The organism is Bacillus sp. AY18-3, from assembly GCF_008042305.1.
GTDB lineage: Bacteria > Bacillota > Bacilli > Bacillales > Bacillaceae_G > Bacillus_A > Bacillus_A wiedmannii.
Window position 1 is genome coordinate 304,568 of sequence record NZ_QKQR01000015.1, and the last position, 18,611, is coordinate 323,178.

The 18,611-nt window shown below is 34.1% G+C and carries 20 protein-coding genes and 1 pseudogene; 15 read left to right on the forward strand and 6 right to left on the reverse strand.

The annotated features are described in order from the left end of the window. Positions 1–405 precede the first annotated feature (405 nt). The 3 genes and pseudogenes from DM800_RS15945 (at position 406) to DM800_RS15955 (ending at position 2,461) form a co-directional block, all read left to right on the forward strand. A pseudogene (locus tag DM800_RS15945) lies at positions 406–1,220 on the forward strand (alpha/beta fold hydrolase). Between the two features lie 30 nt (positions 1,221–1,250). Then, positions 1,251–1,826, forward strand: a complete 576-nt coding sequence (locus DM800_RS15950) for a histidine phosphatase family protein (RefSeq protein ID WP_147787181.1) — start codon at positions 1,251–1,253, stop codon at positions 1,824–1,826. 317 nt (positions 1,827–2,143) lie between these two features. Next, complete coding sequence (locus DM800_RS15955) at positions 2,144–2,461, forward strand: hypothetical protein (protein WP_060487508.1); 318 nt, start codon at positions 2,144–2,146, stop codon at positions 2,459–2,461. Between the two features lie 91 nt (positions 2,462–2,552). Here DM800_RS15955 and DM800_RS15960 read toward each other — a convergent pair whose 3' ends face one another. Further along, on the reverse strand, positions 2,553–3,191 hold the full coding sequence (locus tag DM800_RS15960) for a YczE/YyaS/YitT family protein (RefSeq protein ID WP_097889693.1): 639 nt from the start codon (positions 3,189–3,191) through the stop codon (positions 2,553–2,555). A gap of 193 nt (positions 3,192–3,384) precedes the next feature. Here DM800_RS15960 and pepT point away from each other — a divergent pair, with 193 nt between their 5' ends. Further along, the gene (pepT, locus tag DM800_RS15965) at positions 3,385–4,617 is read left to right on the forward strand and encodes a peptidase T (protein WP_147787182.1); all 1,233 of its coding nucleotides are present in this window, start codon (positions 3,385–3,387) and stop codon (positions 4,615–4,617) included. Between the two features lie 36 nt (positions 4,618–4,653). Here the strand turns inward: pepT and DM800_RS15970 are convergent, their stop codons facing one another. Genes DM800_RS15970 through DM800_RS15980 form a run of 3 tightly spaced genes read right to left on the reverse strand, consistent with a single transcriptional unit; the run spans position 4,654 to position 6,669 of the window. Continuing rightward, positions 4,654–5,565 carry a DNA-3-methyladenine glycosylase family protein gene (locus DM800_RS15970; protein WP_087985002.1) on the reverse strand — a complete coding sequence of 304 codons (912 nt, stop codon included), beginning with the start codon at positions 5,563–5,565 and terminating at the stop codon, positions 4,654–4,656. After that, complete coding sequence (locus DM800_RS15975) at positions 5,562–6,092, reverse strand: methylated-DNA--[protein]-cysteine S-methyltransferase (protein ID WP_147787183.1); 531 nt, start codon at positions 6,090–6,092, stop codon at positions 5,562–5,564. The genes DM800_RS15970 and DM800_RS15975 overlap by 4 nt, the downstream gene beginning before the upstream one ends. 4 nt (positions 6,093–6,096) lie before the next feature. Further along, positions 6,097–6,669 (reverse strand): bifunctional transcriptional activator/DNA repair enzyme AdaA, encoded by a 573-nt coding sequence (locus DM800_RS15980; protein ID WP_060487504.1) that lies wholly within the window; start codon positions 6,667–6,669, stop codon positions 6,097–6,099. 154 nt (positions 6,670–6,823) lie between these two features. On the opposite strand from DM800_RS15980, the gene DM800_RS15985 reads away from it, so the two are divergent. From DM800_RS15985 to DM800_RS16035, 11 genes are all read left to right on the forward strand, one after another. Beyond that, positions 6,824–7,582: an exodeoxyribonuclease III gene (locus DM800_RS15985; RefSeq protein ID WP_048545879.1), complete on the forward strand. Its 759-nt coding sequence runs from the start codon at positions 6,824–6,826 to the stop codon at positions 7,580–7,582. A gap of 298 nt (positions 7,583–7,880) precedes the next feature. After that, positions 7,881–8,846: an iron-hydroxamate ABC transporter substrate-binding protein gene (locus tag DM800_RS15990; protein WP_060487502.1), complete on the forward strand. Its 966-nt coding sequence runs from the start codon at positions 7,881–7,883 to the stop codon at positions 8,844–8,846. 27 nt (positions 8,847–8,873) lie between these two features. Continuing rightward, positions 8,874–9,881: a FecCD family ABC transporter permease gene (locus tag DM800_RS15995; protein ID WP_088122939.1), complete on the forward strand. Its 1,008-nt coding sequence runs from the start codon at positions 8,874–8,876 to the stop codon at positions 9,879–9,881. After that, a complete protein-coding gene (locus tag DM800_RS16000; protein ID WP_087984997.1) occupies positions 9,874–10,896 on the forward strand; it encodes a FecCD family ABC transporter permease in 1,023 nt (340 codons plus the stop codon). Before DM800_RS15995 ends, DM800_RS16000 begins: the two co-directional genes overlap by 8 nt. 14 nt (positions 10,897–10,910) lie before the next feature. Next, positions 10,911–11,732, forward strand: a complete 822-nt coding sequence (locus tag DM800_RS16005) for an ABC transporter ATP-binding protein (RefSeq protein WP_046956533.1) — start codon at positions 10,911–10,913, stop codon at positions 11,730–11,732. Positions 11,733–11,749: 17 nt separating this feature from the next. Next, positions 11,750–12,568 carry an alpha/beta hydrolase gene (locus tag DM800_RS16010; protein WP_147787184.1) on the forward strand — a complete coding sequence of 273 codons (819 nt, stop codon included), beginning with the start codon at positions 11,750–11,752 and terminating at the stop codon, positions 12,566–12,568. Positions 12,569–12,844: 276 nt separating this feature from the next. Continuing rightward, complete coding sequence (locus DM800_RS16015) at positions 12,845–13,072, forward strand: hypothetical protein (protein ID WP_000849106.1); 228 nt, start codon at positions 12,845–12,847, stop codon at positions 13,070–13,072. A 293-nt stretch (positions 13,073–13,365) separates the two neighbouring features. Then, a complete protein-coding gene (locus DM800_RS16020) occupies positions 13,366–13,668 on the forward strand; it encodes a metal-sensing transcriptional repressor (RefSeq protein ID WP_000349636.1) in 303 nt (100 codons plus the stop codon). A gap of 202 nt (positions 13,669–13,870) precedes the next feature. Further along, entirely contained in the window at positions 13,871–14,077 is a 207-nt protein-coding gene (gene copZ, locus DM800_RS16025; protein WP_002014669.1) for a copper chaperone CopZ, read from the forward strand. A 95-nt stretch (positions 14,078–14,172) separates the two neighbouring features. Continuing rightward, complete coding sequence (locus tag DM800_RS16030; protein WP_097889696.1) at positions 14,173–16,593, forward strand: heavy metal translocating P-type ATPase; 2,421 nt, start codon at positions 14,173–14,175, stop codon at positions 16,591–16,593. 161 nt (positions 16,594–16,754) lie between these two features. Beyond that, the gene (locus DM800_RS16035) at positions 16,755–17,234 is read left to right on the forward strand and encodes a GNAT family N-acetyltransferase (RefSeq protein WP_147787185.1); all 480 of its coding nucleotides are present in this window, start codon (positions 16,755–16,757) and stop codon (positions 17,232–17,234) included. A gap of 20 nt (positions 17,235–17,254) precedes the next feature. On the opposite strand, the gene DM800_RS16040 is transcribed toward DM800_RS16035, so the two are convergent. Next, entirely contained in the window at positions 17,255–17,527 is a 273-nt protein-coding gene (locus DM800_RS16040; protein ID WP_001043904.1) for an HU family DNA-binding protein, read from the reverse strand. A gap of 141 nt (positions 17,528–17,668) precedes the next feature. Further along, on the reverse strand, positions 17,669–18,484 hold the full coding sequence (locus DM800_RS16045) for a formate/nitrite transporter family protein (protein WP_088122935.1): 816 nt from the start codon (positions 18,482–18,484) through the stop codon (positions 17,669–17,671). Between the last annotated feature and the right edge of the window lie 127 nt (positions 18,485–18,611).

The window sequence follows — 18,611 nt, forward strand, 5'->3', positions numbered from 1 at the left end:
GTAATATCTATACATAATAATATTACTTAAAAATTGTATCAGATTTCCTTGTAAAAATCTTGTTTATAAGGAAAGTATTGAAGAGTTTAATATTTCTTAAAATTAAAAAACATTGCGTTTGATAGTATGTATTGCATCAAGATTTTAAATAGGAATTGTATATTTAGTCATCCTTTGAATTGTAAAGGTTTTTTAGTGATTTGCAAGCGGAGATGCAAAATTGCATATAAAATGATGAGAATCCTCTTTCTAGCTGATCTTTTGATTGTTATAGGCTATTTTAAGTAAGATTTTCATTTTTAATCTGAAAATTAACATTTGTAAAAATGTTACAAAAGGATATAAAATAAGAACGTGTATTCTTACAGAGTGGATAGTATTTTCACTAAATAGGGAGGACTTTTTATGTTATGGCGAATGAAAGATGCGGAAATATACTATGAAATTGTTGGAGAGGGTAAGCCAGTCATTATTACACATGGCTGTGCGCCGGATCATAGGTTAATGATGAAATGTATGGAATCAGTATTTCAAAAATATGAAGGTTATCAACGAATATATATTGATTTACCTGGAATGGGAAAGTCGAACGCTCCAGATTGGATAAATAGTTCAGATCATATATTAGAAGTGTTAACTATATTTATTGAAGAAATCATTCCAAAGAAAGATTTTTTACTAGTAGGAGAGTCTTTCGGCGGATATTTAGCTAGAGGGATACTTTCAAAAATGTTTGAGAGAGTCAATGGATTATTATTAATATGTCCTGTGGTTGTTGCACTGCAAAAAGAAAGACGTTTACCGGATAAACAGATAATTGTACAAGATAAGGAGTTTTTAAATACGTTAACTTCTACCGAAAGAAAAGAATTTAGCGAGTTAGCAGTGGTAGCAAATGAATATACATATAAGCGATTTAAAGAAGAAATTAAGCCGGGGTTAGATGTTGCTAATTATGAATTTATTGAAAGATTGCAAAAAATTATTCTCTTACTATGGAGTTTCACCGAAAGAAATATGAGAAACCCGTTCTTTTATTAGCAGGAAGACAAGATATATCGGTAGGTTATCGAGATATTATAGAAATTATTGAAGATTATCCAAGAGCAACATTAGCGGTGCTTGATATGGCGGGACATAATTTGCAAATTGAACAGCCTGAACTATTCGAGAGTTTAGTAGGAGAATGGATTACACGAACAAAACAACAAAATTTATAAAAAACGAATGAATATTTTCAAGGAGGAAGTATGAATACATATATTTATATGGTTAGGCACGGTGAATCATCAAAATTAGAAGGGAGTGAAAGAACACGTGGTTTAACTGAAAAGGGAAGTTTAGACGCTCATAGAATAACAGACATATTAAAAACAGAGGGAATCGATACTTTCATTTCAAGTCCATATAAGAGGGCTGTGTTAACGATAGAAAAAACAGCCAATTTCTATGAAAAAGAAATATTAATATATGAAAACCTTAAAGAGTGTATGTTTTCCAGTGGGGATCAAGTTATATCAGATAAAGAGGTATATCCGCTTGTAAAGAAGGTGTTCTCTGATCCGGATTTTGCACTAACAGAAGGAGAGTCATATAAGGATTGTCAGAGACGGGTAGTGAAAGTGTTAAAGGAAATATTAATGGATTTTCAAGGACAAAAAATTGTAATTGGCACACATGGGCTTGTAATGACACTCATGATGAATTATTTTGATAAGCAATACGGGTTTGAATTTCTAATACATACATCAAAGCCTGACATATATAAGCTGGAATTTAATGATGAACAATTATTGAATGTAAAAAAATTATGGATAGGAGAATGAAACTGAATATATGGAGTGTGTTTTAATTCGTACTTATAAAATATACTTTTTTTATAGAAAGCATTTTTATCAACTATTTTTAGAATCTTAAATCAATAAGTAATTATTCAATTTCTGAATAATATAAATGGAAGTTGGGTTAAGGAAACAATTTAAAATGTGACAAAACTCCAAACGTTGGATTTCTATTCAATTGGAAAAAAAGATGTAGAATTTTGTCTTACGGTCCCCGTTTACTTTTCATTTCATTACATATAGGCTTTGTGGTGTAAAGGGGAAAATCACCTTTATACAAAATTTATAAGGAGGACAATGTGATGAAAAAGATTAAAAAGTTTGCGGGAGTAGCTTTAGCAGGTACGGTTGGATTAAGTGGACTACTGTTTTTAGAACCAAGTGTAAGCGCTGCGGAAACAAAGCAGGTGAAAGAGGGAAATTTCAATGCGATTGATGTAACGATGAATCAAAGTGAATTTTATGTATTGAGTGGTAGAAGTATTGATATTCTTTCTGGAGATAAAGAAGCAATTCAGTTAAATAATTACACAATTCGTTTTAGTAAACCAGGGAAGTATGTAATTAAAGTAAATGGCTGTATTTATGACGATGTATATACTTTTATTGTAAATGAGTAGTATATATTCTGAAATTGTGAGATGAAAACAGAAACACCCTATTTGCGGTGAGAATCGTAAATAGGGTGAATACTTTGTATTAAGTTGTAGTTTAAATATGTTCATTAACTTTCTCTTTGTTATGTAAAGTATGTAAGAGGGTTTGAAACATCTTAAATGATTGCTGAAAGATTGGACTTTGAATAAAGGTGTAAAGAAAAGTTACGATGAAAACAGGACCTCCTAGCATAAATCCAATAACTAGTACAACACATTCTACTATGATTCTAGCACGGCTAATAGATAGCCCTGTTTTGTCGGAAATAGTAAGCATGAATCCATCTCGAGGGCCAGCACCAATCCCAGCCGCAACATACATCCCTCCCCCAATACCTGTAATTGCAATCCCAGCAAATAAAATGAGTAAGTTTATCCATAAATAATCACTAGCGTTTGGAAGAATGTTTGATTGTAAGAAAAAGTCCATAATGGGACCGATAAGTAGTGCATTTAAAAATGTGCCCACATTTATATATTTTCGATCTACTAATAAAGAAATGAGAACGAGACATAATCCACATATGACACTCCACGTACCAATGGTCCATCCAAATCTTTGGTAGAGAGCCATATTTAAAACTTCCCAAGGATGTAAACCGAGAAATTTCACTTTGACTGCAAGAGCATTTCCAAGGCCAAAAAAAATTAACCCTAAGAAAAAAAGAAAATAGCGAAAGAGAGTTAGCCTCATCTTTAATACCTCCTATATTTTATAATTATGTATATTACATGTAAGATTTTTAATGTACAAATATTAAGACTTTTTAGTTGTTATTTAAAATTGCTAAAATACAAATGAAATATATATTCGCAGTCAAAAAAGTTAAAATATTGCGTTTTAAGGATTATAATAGAGAGAGAAACATAAAAGGGAGTGAATGAGTTTGAAACAAGAACTTATTGAAAGATTTACGAGATATGTAAAGATTGATACACAATCGAATGAAGAAAGTCATACAGTACCAACAACATCTGGACAAATTGAGTTTGGTAAGTTATTAGTGGAAGAGTTAAAAGAGATTGGCTTAACAGAAGTAACAATGGATGATAATGGGTATGTAATGGCAACACTTCCTGCTAATACGGATAAGGATGTTCCAGTAATCGGCTTTTTAGCACATTTAGATACGGCAACAGACTTTACAGGGAAAAACGTAAAACCACAAATTCATGAAAATTTTGATGGCAATGCAATTACGTTAAATGAAGAGCTAAATGTTGTGTTAACGCCAGAACAGTTTCCAGAATTACCATCATATAAAGGACATACGATTATTACAACGGATGGTACGACACTTCTAGGAGCAGATGATAAAGCTGGTCTAACTGAAATTATGGTTGCAATGAACTATTTAATACATAATCCGCAAATTAAACATGGGAAAATAAGAGTAGCATTTACGCCGGATGAAGAAATTGGTCGTGGGCCAGCGCATTTTGATGTAGAAGCATTTGGTGCATCATGTGCTTATACGATGGATGGAGGTCCATTAGGTGGTTTAGAGTATGAAAGCTTTAATGCTGCAGGTGCTAAGTTAACGTTTAACGGAACGAATACACATCCCGGAACAGCGAAAAATAAAATGCGTAATGCAACTAAACTTGCTATGGAGTTTAATGAGCACTTACCAGTAGAAGAGGCACCAGAATATACAGAAGGCTATGAAGGATTCTATCATTTACTTTCATTAAATGGTGATGTTGAGCAAAGTAAAGCGTATTATATTATTCGAGATTTTGATCGTGAAAATTTTGAGGCGCGTAAACATAACGTTGAAAATATTGTGAAGCAAATGCAAGAGAAGTATGGACAAAATGCAGTCGTTTTAGAAATGAATGATCAATACTATAACATGCTTGAAAAAATCGAACCAGTGAGAGAAATTGTTGATATTGCATATGAAGCGATGAAAAGTTTAAATATCGAACCAAACATTCACCCGATTCGTGGTGGAACAGATGGATCACAATTATCGTATATGGGATTACCAACGCCGAATATTTTCACAGGTGGTGAAAACTATCACGGTAAATTTGAATATGTTTCGGTGGATACGATGGAAAAAGCTGTTCAAGTTATTGTGGAAATCGCAAGACGCTTCGAAGAACAAGCTTAAAAAAAACCAAGTAGTGCGGATGCGCTACTTGGTTTTTTAGTATAATACTCGCCACAAATAAAAAGTTGCGTAAGACTCCCAGTTGGTCCAATTTGCCGCAAAATCTTTTATTTCCTGTTTAGTCGGTTTACTTTCAGAACCTGTTATATATTTAATTGCATTGTGCAAGCCAACATCGTCAATGGGAAAAGCGGAAGGAAATCGTAAGCAGCGCATTAAAACATAGTTGGCAGTCCACGGTCCTATACCATGTATAGCAGTTAATTGTTTTTCAGCTTGTTGCACATCTTGTATTTGCAGTAAAGATTCTTTTGATAATTTTCCTTCTGTAATAAGCTTTGCAATACCTATTACATATTCGCATTTTCTAGTCGTCATTTTTAAGTTTTTGAGATCCTCTACATGTAAATTGGCAATCGTTTCAGGAGAAGGGAATATCCAATGTTTACTATCGTTCCATTCTACATAATTTCCAAAGTGTTCGACTAATCTTCTTTTTAGTGTATAAGCATATGTGAGATTAATTTGCTGACCGATAATTCCCCAGGAAAGTGCTTCAAATAAGTCTGGAATACCTAAAGTACGAAGCCCATAATATTGTTCAATTGGTCCTTGAAGGAGTACATCATGTTTAGCTAATGTATAAAAGGGAGCTAAATCAGTAGTTAAATCAAACCACTCTTTTACATAGTGAGCTACAGCTTCGCATATCGATTCTTCAGACGTATATGATTCTTCTAAAAAACGTATTTGAATATTATCATCCGAGTTCATACTAATTTCAACTAAAGGATGTACATCCTGAACAGGGATAACTTTATAAATTTTGTTATCTTCAATGTGGAACATACATTCATTGTTAGAACGTGATAGATAGCGTAAATTTTCTTGGAAACTAAATTCTGTTGGAACTGCTAAAGTTAATGTGCTAGTATATTTTGCTGTCATATGCATTCTACCTGAGACTTTTCTAATGTAAGCAACACTTTCTTCATTTCTAATCCACCTCTAAAACCGGTTAGTTTACCATTCTTTCCAATAACACGATGGCAAGGAATTGTAATGAGAAGAGGGTTGGCAGCAATAGCAGTAGCAACGGCACGCACAGCAGTAGGTTTTTGCATTCTTTCGGCAATTTCTGAATAAGAATATGTCTCCCCATAAGGAATTTCACGTACCGTATTCCAAACAGATAATTGAAAATCAGTTCCGTAAACATCGATAGGGAATGTAAAAGTTTCTCGTTTACTTTCTAAATACTCGATAACTTCTTTCGTATATGATTGTAGGTAATCTGGATTACATGCCAATATATGTTGTGGCAATTTCTTTCTAGCCCATATATTTAGTTCTTCAAATTTTTCATCTTGTGATCCAATGAAGCATAGTCCATTTTCAGTTGCAGCAATATGAAACTGCCAATTTTCATGTGTAAGTAGTGTCCAATATATAAATTTATTTTTGGAGGAATTCATTATTTTATCCTTCTTTCATTTCGTTCTTTTTTCGATATTCAGTAGGAGTGAATCCGGTTTTCTTTTTAAATAAAGTTGCGAAATACTCTGGGTTTTCTATCCCGACAGCAGTACTAATTTCTTTAATGGATTGATTTGTGTGTAAAAGGTGTTCTGCCGCTTTAACAATCCTAAACTGCTGTATATATTCTATTGGACTTATTCCTGTTACTTTTTTGAAAGTGCGTTGCAAATGAAATGGGCTACCATGACATATTTCAGCAAGTATGTTGAGAGTTAATAATTCGTCAAAGTGCTTTTTGATATAATCTTTAATTTGTTCTACCCACTCTTCATTAGGTAAAGTGAGCCCATTTGGTTTACAACGTTTGCAAGGGCGGAATTTTTCGCTTAATGCTTGCTCTGCATGATGAAAAATTCGTACATTGTTTCTATTCGGTATTCTTGATTTGCATGACGGTCGGCAAAAGATTCCGGTTGATTTCACAGCATAAAAGAATTTACTATCATAGGAAGAATCATTATGAATAATTGCTTGCCAATGCTCATTTGTTAACGTAATCCCTTCATTGTGCAAATAACATCACCTCTGAAATTAGTATAACCTGAATAAAGTGCGTATGTATGTATTCACAAATGTAAGAGCAAGATTACAAAGGTGAAAATATGATTGTTTTTCTATTTTGTGATAGCATGAAATTTGAAAGTGAACATCAAGAGGAGGACTATAGGTGAAGTTAATTTCGTGGAATGTAAATGGTTTGCGAGCAGTTATCGCAAAAGGTGGATTTTTAGAATATCTTGAGGAATCAAATGCTGATATATTTTGTTTACAAGAGATTAAATTACAAGATGGTCAAATTGATTTGAATCCAGAGGGATATTATACATATTGGAATTATGCTGTGAAAAAAGGTTATTCAGGAACGGCTATTTTTTCGAAAAAAGAACCGTTATCTGTAACATACGGTTTAGGAATTGAAGAGCATGATCAAGAAGGACGAGTTATTACTTTAGAATTCGAAGATTTTTACATGATAACGTTATATACACCAAACTCAAAACGAGGATTAGAACGATTAGATTACAGAATGAAATGGGAAGATGATTTCAGGGCTTATATTAAGCAATTAGATGAAAAAAAGCCCGTTGTTTTTTGCGGTGATTTAAACGTTGCTCATAAAGAAATCGATTTAAAAAATCCAAAAAGTAATCGTAAAAACCCTGGATTCTCTGATGAGGAACGAGAGAAATTCACATGTATTTTAGAAGAAGGATTTATTGATACGTATCGTTATCTGTATCCTGATCAGGAAGGTGCATATTCGTGGTGGTCGTATCGTATGGGAGCGAGAGCAAAAAATATTGGATGGCGTTTAGATTATTTTGTTGTTTCGGAAAGAATGAAAGACAAAATAACAGAGGCGAAAATTAATAGTGAAGTGATGGGATCAGACCATTGCCCAGTTGAATTACATATAAATTTCTAAAAAAAGAAGTATCTTCCTAAGATTAGGCGGATACTTCTTTTTTATTCAGTTTGTTAAAATTTTTCAAATCTTTCTTGAAATAATTGCATATTAAATATATACTTAGTAACGATAATCATTATCAATGAAAAGCGTTATCAATAGATGAGGTGTAAAAGAATTATAATTTAGGGGAAGTGAACGAGAATGAGTTCTGGATAGAATTATTAATCTAATGAAATATATATGTGAGACAAGTTTCATATAGTTAAATTTTATTGAGAATATAGTTTGAGAATTCGAGAGGAGTTATATAAAGATGAACAAGAAGTTATTTACTTTAGGGATGGTTACAGTTTTAAGTGTAGGACTAGCAGCATGCAATAGTACGGATAAAACTTCAGGAGAACAAAAGCAACAGACAAAAGCTACGGAAACGAAAAAAGACGAAAAAAGAAAAATTACATATTTAGGTAAAGAATATACAGTACCAGCAAAAGTAGATAAAATTGCGACAGCTAGTTTAGAGTCAATGGAAGATGCAGCGGTACTTGGTATTAAGCCAGTAGGTGCCATTACTGTTGGTGGTAAATTACCGAAGTATCTTGAGAAAGATTTAGAGGGTGCGAAATCTGTTGGCGAGAAAATGCAACCAAATTTTGAAACATTACTACAATTAAAGCCAGACGTTATTACATCAAGTACGAAATTCCCAGCAGAAACAGCTGAAAAGTTTACGAAAGTAGCTCCTACATTCCCGGTATCACACGTTTCAACAAATTGGGAAGATAACTTAAAGTTAATGGGAGAATTAACTGGTAAAAAAGATAAAGCAGAAAAAATTATTAAAGATTACAATTCAGACGCTGAAAAGGCAAAAGCAAAACTAGGAGATAAGTTAAAAGACAAAAAAGTACTTGTCATTAGACTAAGAGCAAACGAATTATTCCTATATCCAGAAGGAGTATACTTCAACCCTGTCATTTATAAAGATCTTGGATTAACTGCTCCAGAACAATTGAAAACTGTAAAAGCACAAGAGAAAATTTCATTTGAAAAACTTGCTGAACTTAATCCGGATTATATTTTCTTACAATATGAGACAACTGAAAATAAAAATCCAAAAGTGCTAGAAGAAATTGAAAGTAATCCAATTTGGCAAAGTATGAATGCTGCGAAGGAAAAGAAAGTATTTGTAAACGTTGTAGACCCAATGGCACAAGGTGGTACTGCTTGGAGTAAAACAGCATTCTTAAAAGAAGCAGTGAAAAATTTATCTAAATAATACAATAAGTAAGGTGCGTTGAATGATATGCAGAAAACAAATGCAGTACCAGTGACTATATTATGTATAGCACCCATACTCATCTTATTTACAGTTATATTTTCTATTTTGTATGGGGCGAAGAGTATTGATGCTGAAATAGTGTGGAACGCATTATTTCATTTTGATTCAAGCGATGTAAATCATAATATTATTATTACTTCACGTTTACCAAGGGTAGTTGCAGCTCTTTTAGTTGGAGCATTTCTAGCCATATCAGGAGCACTTATGCAGGGGATGACAAGAAACTATCTTGCATCCCCTTCTATTATGGGTGTGACGGATGGGGCAGCCTTTGTTATTACACTTTGTATGATTTTTCTTCCGGGAATGTCATCAATTGGTATGGTTTTATGTTCAATGATTGGTTCTGCACTAGGAGCCGGTATCGTGTTTGGTTTTGGCTCGCTCCTTCAAAATGGCTTATCACCAGTTAGGTTAGCGATTATCGGAACAGTTATTGGAACATTTTTAAGTAGTGTATCGGCCGCGATGGCATCATATTTCCAAATCTCTCAAAATGTTAGTTTTTGGTTTAATGCAAAGTTAGACCAAGTGGATCCTAATATCATTAAAATCACGATACCGTTTGGGATAATTGGAATAATTTTAGCGTTGTTAATATCAAAATCTATTACCATTCTTTCTTTAGGAGAAGAAGTTTCTATTAATCTAGGGCAGCGTACAAAACTAGTTAAAGCGATGGCAATTTTATCAGTTATCTTTTTAACAGGAACCGCAGTTGCTTTAGTAGGAAAAGTTGGTTTTGTAGGTTTAATTATTCCGCACATTACTCGCTTTATAATTGGGGTAGATTATAAGTGGATTTTGCCATGTGCAGGCGTTATTGGTGGAGTTTTCTTAGCGTTATGTGATGTTTTAAGTAGATTTGTAAACTATCCATTTGAAACACCTATTGGGGTCGTTACCTCCTTAATTGGAATTCCTTTCTTCCTTTATTTAATTCGTACAAGAGGAGGAGAGAGACATGCTTAAAAGTTCAAGTCAACGTTTCGGAATGACGATGGGGATTAGTGTATTTTTAATACTATGTGCTATTTATATTAGTTTAACGAATGGTACGTTTGATATTACGATTACAGATGTATTTAAAACACTCTTTAGAATAGATCCAGTACCAGACCATGATTTAGTTATTTTTGAGTTTCGTCTTCCTCGTATCGTAATTGCTGGGCTAGTAGGATTAGGCCTAGGCGTTGCAGGTGCTGTTATTCAAGGGATTACGAGAAATGGATTGGCAGACCCAGGTATTTTAGGAGTGAATGCTGGGGCCGGCACAGCAATCGTTATTTTTATGTTTTTCTTTCAAGGGCAATTAAAGAGCACAGACTGGATGTCTATTATGATGATGCCAATGTTTGGTTTAGTCGGCGGATTAGGTGCAGCTATCATCATTTATCTGTTTTCATGGAAAAACGGTAAGCTAGACTCCCAACGTCTTTTATTAACAGGGATTGCGATTGGGTCAGGATTTGGAGCATTTTCTATGTACTTATCACTCAAAATGAAGTCAACTGATTTCGAGATGGCTGCAGTTTGGGTGTCAGGAAGTATATATAGTGCAAACTGGAAGTATATTATTGCTATGTTGCCGTGGCTTATCATATTAATTCCGCTTATACAAAAGAAAGCTTATTTATTAGATTTATTTCAATTGGAAGAAACGAGTATTACAAGTTTAGGTGTTTCAGTAGAAAGAGAGAAATCTATTTTACTATTAAGTAGTATCGGACTTGTAAGTGCATGTGTTGCAGTTTCAGGAAGTATTGGTTTCATTGGATTAATGGCACCGCATATAGCAAAAAGGCTTGTCGGTATTCAGCATAAGCATATCATTCCTACGTGCGGAGTAATCGGAATGTTCCTTGTAATAGCTTCAGACTTTATTGCAAAAACAGTTTTCACCCCTGTAGAGTTACCTGTTGGAATCGTTATTTCTATTGTCGGTGTACCGTATTTCTTATATTTACTTTATAAGGCGAAAGCGTAAGAGGAGGAATAAAAGTGAGTATTTTAAGTGCAAAAAATTTAGAAACGAGTTATGAAAAGCTTACAGTGTTTCGCGATTTAAATGTGGAAATACAAGAAGGAAAAGTAACGACAATTATAGGGCCAAACGGGTGCGGGAAATCAACACTGTTAAAAACAATGGGAAGAATTTTAAAGCAAAAGAGCGGTAAAGTATATTTGCAAGGACAGGATTTAAATACGATTCCAACAAAAGAAATTGCGAAGCAGTTAGCTTTACTCCCGCAAACTCCAATTGCACCAGGAGAACTTAAAGTGGAAGAATTAATTTCCTATGGACGCTATCCACATCGAAATAATGTAAATAAGTTAACTTCAAAAGATAAAGAGATGATTGATTGGGCATTAGATATAACGAAAACTTCTGAATTTCGAACGAGACAAATTGCAAATTTATCAGGCGGTCAAAGACAAAAGGTATGGCTAGCGATGGCTTTAGCACAAGAGACAGAAGTGTTACTACTAGATGAACCAACTACATATCTCGATATGTCTCATCAATTAGATGTATTACAAATTGTGGAGAAGTTAAATAAAGAACATAATTGTACGGTTGTTATGGTACTACATGATATTAACCATGCAGCAAGGTTTTCAGATGAAATTATTGCGATGAAGGAAGGGGAAATCGTTACAACTGGTAGCCCAGAAGAAATCATTACAAATGAAGTGTTAAAAGAAGTATTTCATATTGATGCGCGTGTCATGATTGATCCGTATAATGGGTCTCCTGTTTGTTTTGGATACGATAGCGTCGCACTTCAAGAAGAGAAAGTAGAGATATATGTAACGAGTTAAGAAGGGGGGAATATAAGATGAATACTACTATTGAAAAACAGCAGATTATTACATCTAATACAGAACAGTGGAAACTGTATTCAAAATTAGACTGTAAGGAATATCAAATTCATATTTCAAAGCCGAGGCGGCCAGCACCAGAGTCAGGATATCCTGTTATATACGTATTAGATGGCAATGCCTTTTTTCAAACATTCCATGAAGCGGTTAAAATACAATCAGTTAGAGCGGAAAAAACAGGTGTTTCACCAGCCATTATAATAGGTATTGGTTATCCAATTGAAGAGGCATTTTCAAGAGAAGAAAGATGTTATGATTTTACGCCAAGTGTAATTTCAAAAGATGCGCCTTTAAAACCAGATGGCAAACCGTGGCCTAAAACAGGAGGAGCACATAACTTCTTTACTTTTATGGAAGAAGAACTGAAACCTCAAATTGAAAATAATTATAAGATTGATAAAGGAAAGCAAACATTATTTGGGCATTCGTTAGGTGGCTTATTTGCTTTACATATATTATTTACAAACGTAAATGCCTTTCAAAATTATTTTATTAGTAGTCCATCAATCTGGTGGAATAACCAATCTGTGCTTGAAAAAGAAGCGAATCTTATAAATGAATTAAACAGTGCCAAGTTTCAAACGGGAGTGTTCCTTACAGTTGGGTCACTAGAACGGGAGCATATGGTTATAGGGGCAAATGAATTATCAGAGCGCCTTCTCCGAGTAGAACACGATCAGTTTCGATTTACGTTTTATGAAGCTGAAGGGGAGAATCACGCATCTGTTGTGCCGACTTCTTTAAGTAAAGGGTTAAGGTTTATTAGTTACGTATAAATTGAAATGAATATCTAATAAAATGCAAACAAAAGGCTATGGTAAATTTTCCATAGCCTTTTGTTTGTGCAAGTAGAATTGTCCTTTTTGAACGTTTTGTTTCAACTTTTCGTCTAAAGAGACAAAAAGTTGTCACAATTCGGTCACAATTAGCATAAACATAAAATAGACGAAATGAACTTATTTCCAAAAAGGCTTGATTCATTCCATTCATGATTAGAAGAGCTGAAACAGCATGGATTAAAAGTTCACTATATTCTCAAGGAGGTAGATCGTATGAAAACTATTCTTGCTATCGCTGGGCTTATTTGGGTTTTATCACATGGCATTCCAATTTATGAAGGAGAACAAATTCGCAGTGCTCTGAATAAAAATTTTAATGAATATCACGTTATTGATCGGCAAGATAATGTCGTGACAGTTCGTGTAAATGATTGTTTTCATACGGTAACCGTTGAAGGAACTTCAGTAGTGAATGATACAAAAGTATGTGATCAGCAATAATTATATATAGGAAGAAAAAAGTCTCAATTTACACGTGTGAAAATTGAGACTTTTATATTTGTGGATGAATAATAAGCGGGGATGGATAATCCCTGCTTATTATTGTTTTTTGAAAAAAAGGCAAGGGTATCATAATAATTGAGTCTGAGAAGCTAATAAGTTGTTAAGAATAAGCATAGAGCGGAAATATACTCATATGGGGTATCATACGTAGATAATTAATGCTATAATTGGTATACTCGTAAAAGTAATTGTTTTATTGGATGAAGAGAAACTTTAAGAAGGTGATAATTATGGATCATAAAGAGCATGAAGCGGTAACACATAGATCAGAAAAAGAAAAAGAGCAGATTATAAATAGATTAAAGAGAATTGAAGGACAGGTCCGCGGTATTCAAAATATGATTGAAAATGATCGTTATTGCGTGGATATTTTAGTGCAAATTTCAGCGATTAATGCAGCGATGAAAAAAGTAGGAATGGGTGTATTAAAAAACCATACAAGTCATTGTGTTTCAGGTGCTATTAAAGATGGCAATGGTGACGAAGCAATTGAAGAATTAATGACTGTATTTGAACGTTTTTCAAAAGCGTAAAAACAAGCTAGTATGTAACTGGCTTGTTTTTTGTTTACCTTCATATAAGATTTCGGGGTATTGATGTGAAAAAGTGTATGTAAAATAAACTTTTAGAAAATAATTGAAAAATCATGATACAAAACCATTGATTACCTTAGGGGGGTATGGTAAGATGTAATTGTGATTAACAAACAATGAAGAAACAAGAGGAGGATTTTAAATGGAACAGTTAACATTAAAAGTTGAAGGTATGTCTTGTGGACATTGTGTAAATTCTATTGAAAGCAGTGTGAAAGAACTAAACGGTGTTGAACAAGTGAAGGTTCAATTAGCAGAAGGAACTGTTGAAGTTACTATCGACTCGTCTGCTGTAACACTAAAAGATATCGTTGCTGTAATTGAAGATCAAGGATACGATGTTCAATAATTATTTTTAGATATGGAAATAAATCGTACTTTATAGGAAGTACGATTTATTTTGTTAATAATTATACCTTATGAGGGTATATAGAGGTGAGAGACATGAATGAACAGAAAGAGGCTAATCTTCAAATATCAGGAATGACATGTGCGGCATGTGCGAATAGAATTGAAAAAGGTCTGAAAAAAGTAGAAGGTGTTCATGATGCAAATGTAAATTTTGCACTTGAAAAAACAAAAATAATGTATGATCCCCAAAAAACAAATCCGCAACAGTTTAAGGAAAAAGTTGAATCGTTAGGATATGGAATTGTAAGTGATAAAGCTGAGTTTACTGTTTCAGGGATGACATGCGCAGCATGTGCGAATAGAGTAGAAAAGCGTTTAAATAAGTTAGAAGGTGTGAACGGAGCGACAGTAAATTTCGCTTTGGAATCGGCTACAGTAGATTTTAACCCTGATGAAATTAATGTAAATGAAATGAAGAGTGCAATTACGAAATTAGGATATAAATTGGAAGTGAAATCAGATGAGCAAGATGGATCAACTGACCATCGCTTACAAGAAATTGAGCGACAAAAGAAGAAATTTATCATTTCATTTATTTTATCATTCCCGTTACTGTGGGCAATGGTAAGTCATTTCTCATTTACATCGTTTATTTATTTACCTGATATGCTTATGAACCCTTGGGTGCAGCTAGCTCTTGCAACTCCAGTTCAGTTTATCATTGGTGGGCAGTTTTATGTTGGAGCTTATAAAGCGTTACGAAATAAAAGTGCCAATATGGATGTTCTCGTGGCACTTGGAACGTCGGCAGCGTATTTTTACAGTGTGTATTTAAGTATTAGGTCGATTGGTTCTTCGGAACATATGACAGACTTGTATTTTGAAACGAGTGCAGTACTTATTACATTAATTATTTTAGGTAAATTATTTGAAGCAAAGGCAAAGGGACGCTCGTCAGAAGCAATTAAAAAATTAATGGGATTACAGGCGAAAACCGCTACTGTTCTACGAGACGGAACAGAAATGAAAATTTTAATCGAAGAAGTAGTAGCTGGTGATATCGTTTATGTAAAACCTGGTGAAAAAATCCCGGTAGATGGAGAAATTGTAGAAGGAAAATCAGCAATAGATGAATCGATGTTAACAGGTGAGAGTATTCCAGTTGATAAAACAATTGGGGATGTAGTAATCGGTTCTACAATGAATAAAAATGGATTTTTAAAAGTGAAAGCAACTAAGGTAGGAAGAGATACTGCATTAGCTCAAATTATTAAAGTAGTAGAAGAGGCGCAAGGGTCAAAAGCTCCTATTCAAAGAGTAGCTGATCAAATTTCAGGTATTTTCGTACCCGTTGTAGTTGTGATTGCTATTATCACATTTGCAGTGTGGATGCTATTTGTTACACCTGGTGATTTTGGCGGAGCACTTGAGAAAATGATAGCCGTACTTGTTATCGCTTGTCCATGTGCATTAGGTCTTGCGACACCTACATCTATTATGGCTGGATCAGGAAGATCAGCTGAGTATGGTATTTTATTTAAAGGTGGAGAGCATTTAGAAGCAACGCACCGATTAGATACAGTTATTCTAGATAAAACAGGTACTGTGACAAACGGAAAGCCTGTTTTAACAGATGTAATTGTAGCAGATGGATTCCATGAAGAAGAAATACTACGTTTAGTCGCTGCGGCAGAAAAAAATTCTGAACATCCACTTGCAGAAGCGATTGTAGAAGGAATTAAAGAAAAGAAAATTGATATCCCAAGTTCAGAAACGTTTGAAGCGATTCCAGGATTCGGTATCGAATCAGTTGTAGAAGGGAAACAATTATTAATTGGTACACGTCGATTAATGAAGAAATTCGATATTGATATTGAAGAAGTTTCTAAATCGATGGAAGAGCTAGAACGAGAAGGAAAAACAGCAATGCTTATTGCGATCAATAAAGAATATGCTGGTATAGTGGCCGTTGCAGATACTGTAAAAGATACTTCAAAAGCAGCTATCGCAAGACTTAAAAAAATGGGTCTAGACGTTGTTATGATTACAGGAGATAACACACAAACTGCTCAGGCAATCGCTAAGCAAGTTGGTATTGATCACGTAATTGCAGAAGTATTACCAGAAGGAAAAGCAGAAGAAGTGAAAAAACTCCAAGCACAAGGTAAGAAAGTAGCAATGGTTGGAGATGGAATAAATGATGCTCCTGCTCTTGCTACGGCGGATATCGGTATGGCAATTGGAACAGGAACGGATGTAGCGATGGAAGCGGCAGATATTACGTTAATCCGTGGGGATTTAAATAGTATTGCTGATGCAATCTTTATGAGTAAGATGACGATAAGAAATATTAAGCAAAATTTATTCTGGGCACTAGCTTATAACGGATTAGGAATCCCGATTGCGGCGTTCGGTTTCTTAGCACCTTGGGTTGCAGGAGCGGCTATGGCATTTAGTTCTGTATCCGTTGTATTAAATGCATTACGATTACAAAGAGTGAAATTAAAAAAATAAAAATCTAGAGAGTAATTGCATATGCTTTTAAACGAAAAACAATACTTTGAAATAAGTATTGTTTTTTGTTTATATAGAAAGAAAAAAGATATAATAAAGCAGAAATATTGAATACTAGATGGTAGACAAGTTAAATGATAGTTTAGTAAGGAGGTTCATATATGTTAAAAGATACAATCATTAGAATATTCCATAAGGAGGATTTAGAACAAGTATTACAGTTGTTCTATGAAACAGTTCATACAATTAATGCAAAAGATTATAACGTGTTACAGCTACAGGCATGGGCACCAGATCAACTAAATAGGGAAAGTTGGTTACAGTCTTTAGAGAAGAATATTAGTTATGTAGCGGATCATAACGGTATGATAGTGGGATTTGGGGATTATAATGATGATCATTACGTAGATCGCTTATTTACGCATAAAGATTATCAAGGGAAAAGGATAGCCTCATACATACTAAAGAAGCTAGAAAAAGAAGCAGTGAACTTGGGGCATAGGGAGATTTATACAGAAGCAAGTATTACAGCAAAACCTTTCTTTGAAAGTAAAGGCTTTATTTGCATAAAGGAACAAAAGAAACAGCATAATGGTCAGATTTTTATTAATTATGTAATGAAAAAAATAGCCCTCTCGTAAACGAGAAGGCTATTTTTTCATTATTTTACAGCTTCTTTAAGTTCTTTACCAGCTTTGAAAGCAGGTACTTTAGAAGCTGCGATTTGCATTTCTTCACCAGTTTGTGGGTTACGGCCTGTACGAGCAGCTCTTTCGCGTACTTCGAATGTACCGAATCCGATAAGTTGTACTTTTTCACCAGCAGCTAAAGTGTTAGTGATTGATTCTACTACAGTTTGTACAACTACAGTAGCTTCTTTTTGAGAAATCTCAGCATTTTGTGCTACGTTTTTAATTAATTCTGTTTTGTTCATGTTTTTCACCTCATATGTAAATAATGCTATTTAAGTTGTTATTATAACGTATAAAACATTCGAGAACAAGTGTACGCACATATATTCGTAAAAAAAATGAAATTTGTAATATTTTTTAGAGCCACTGTATAGACTTTCAATTTAAGCGGATACAGATTTTTTCTTTAATGCAGTTTGCTCTTTATTGGAAGGGAGTTTCTTATTATAGGATATGAAATAAGGTAATGCTACAAATAACATACCTCCTACTAAGTTTCCGAAGAAAACAAAAATGAAGTTTGGAAAATATTCAATCCAAGTTAAATGACCGGCAAAAATTGCAGCTGGGATGACAAACATATTGGCTACAACGTGTTGAAATCCAATCGCAACAAAAGTCATAACTGGGAACCAAATACCGATAATCTTCCCGATAAATTCTTTACTTCCCATACTGAGCCAAACAGCTAAACAAACGAGCCAATTACATCCGATTGCAGAAATGAAGGCTTGTAGTGGTGTATCTTGTAGTTTAGCTTGCGCAATAGAAACTGTTTTCGCTAAAAAAGCTCCCTCTGTTAATCCGACGATATGACCGAAAAAATAAGCAACGAATACAGCACCTATGAAGTTGCTAAACGTAACAATAACTAAATTTCGAATGAAGTGAAATAATTCGATTTTTTTGTGAAGCCACGCCATTGAAACGGTCATCATATTGCCAGTTACTAACTCACCGCCTGCAAGAATAACGAGTATAAGACCGATAGGGAATACAGCGGCACCTAGAAAACTAGTAAATGATCCCCAAGACTTTGGCATTGTTCCAATAACATGAATATCGAGTAAATACCCTAATGCTATGAAAGCACCACCAAAAAAACCGAGAATTAGCATAGGGAGTAATGATAAATGAGCTTTTTTTCTTCCGGAATTCGCAGCAAGTTCCGTAATTTCTTCTGGTGTAAATACAGACATGAATAATCTCTCCTTAATAAAATGATAGAATGAATAGAAGGAACATTTTTAAGAATCTATGTATTATAAAAATATGTTATGACTTCTGTATAAATTTGTCAAAGTGAATGAGGATAGAATTGGATAT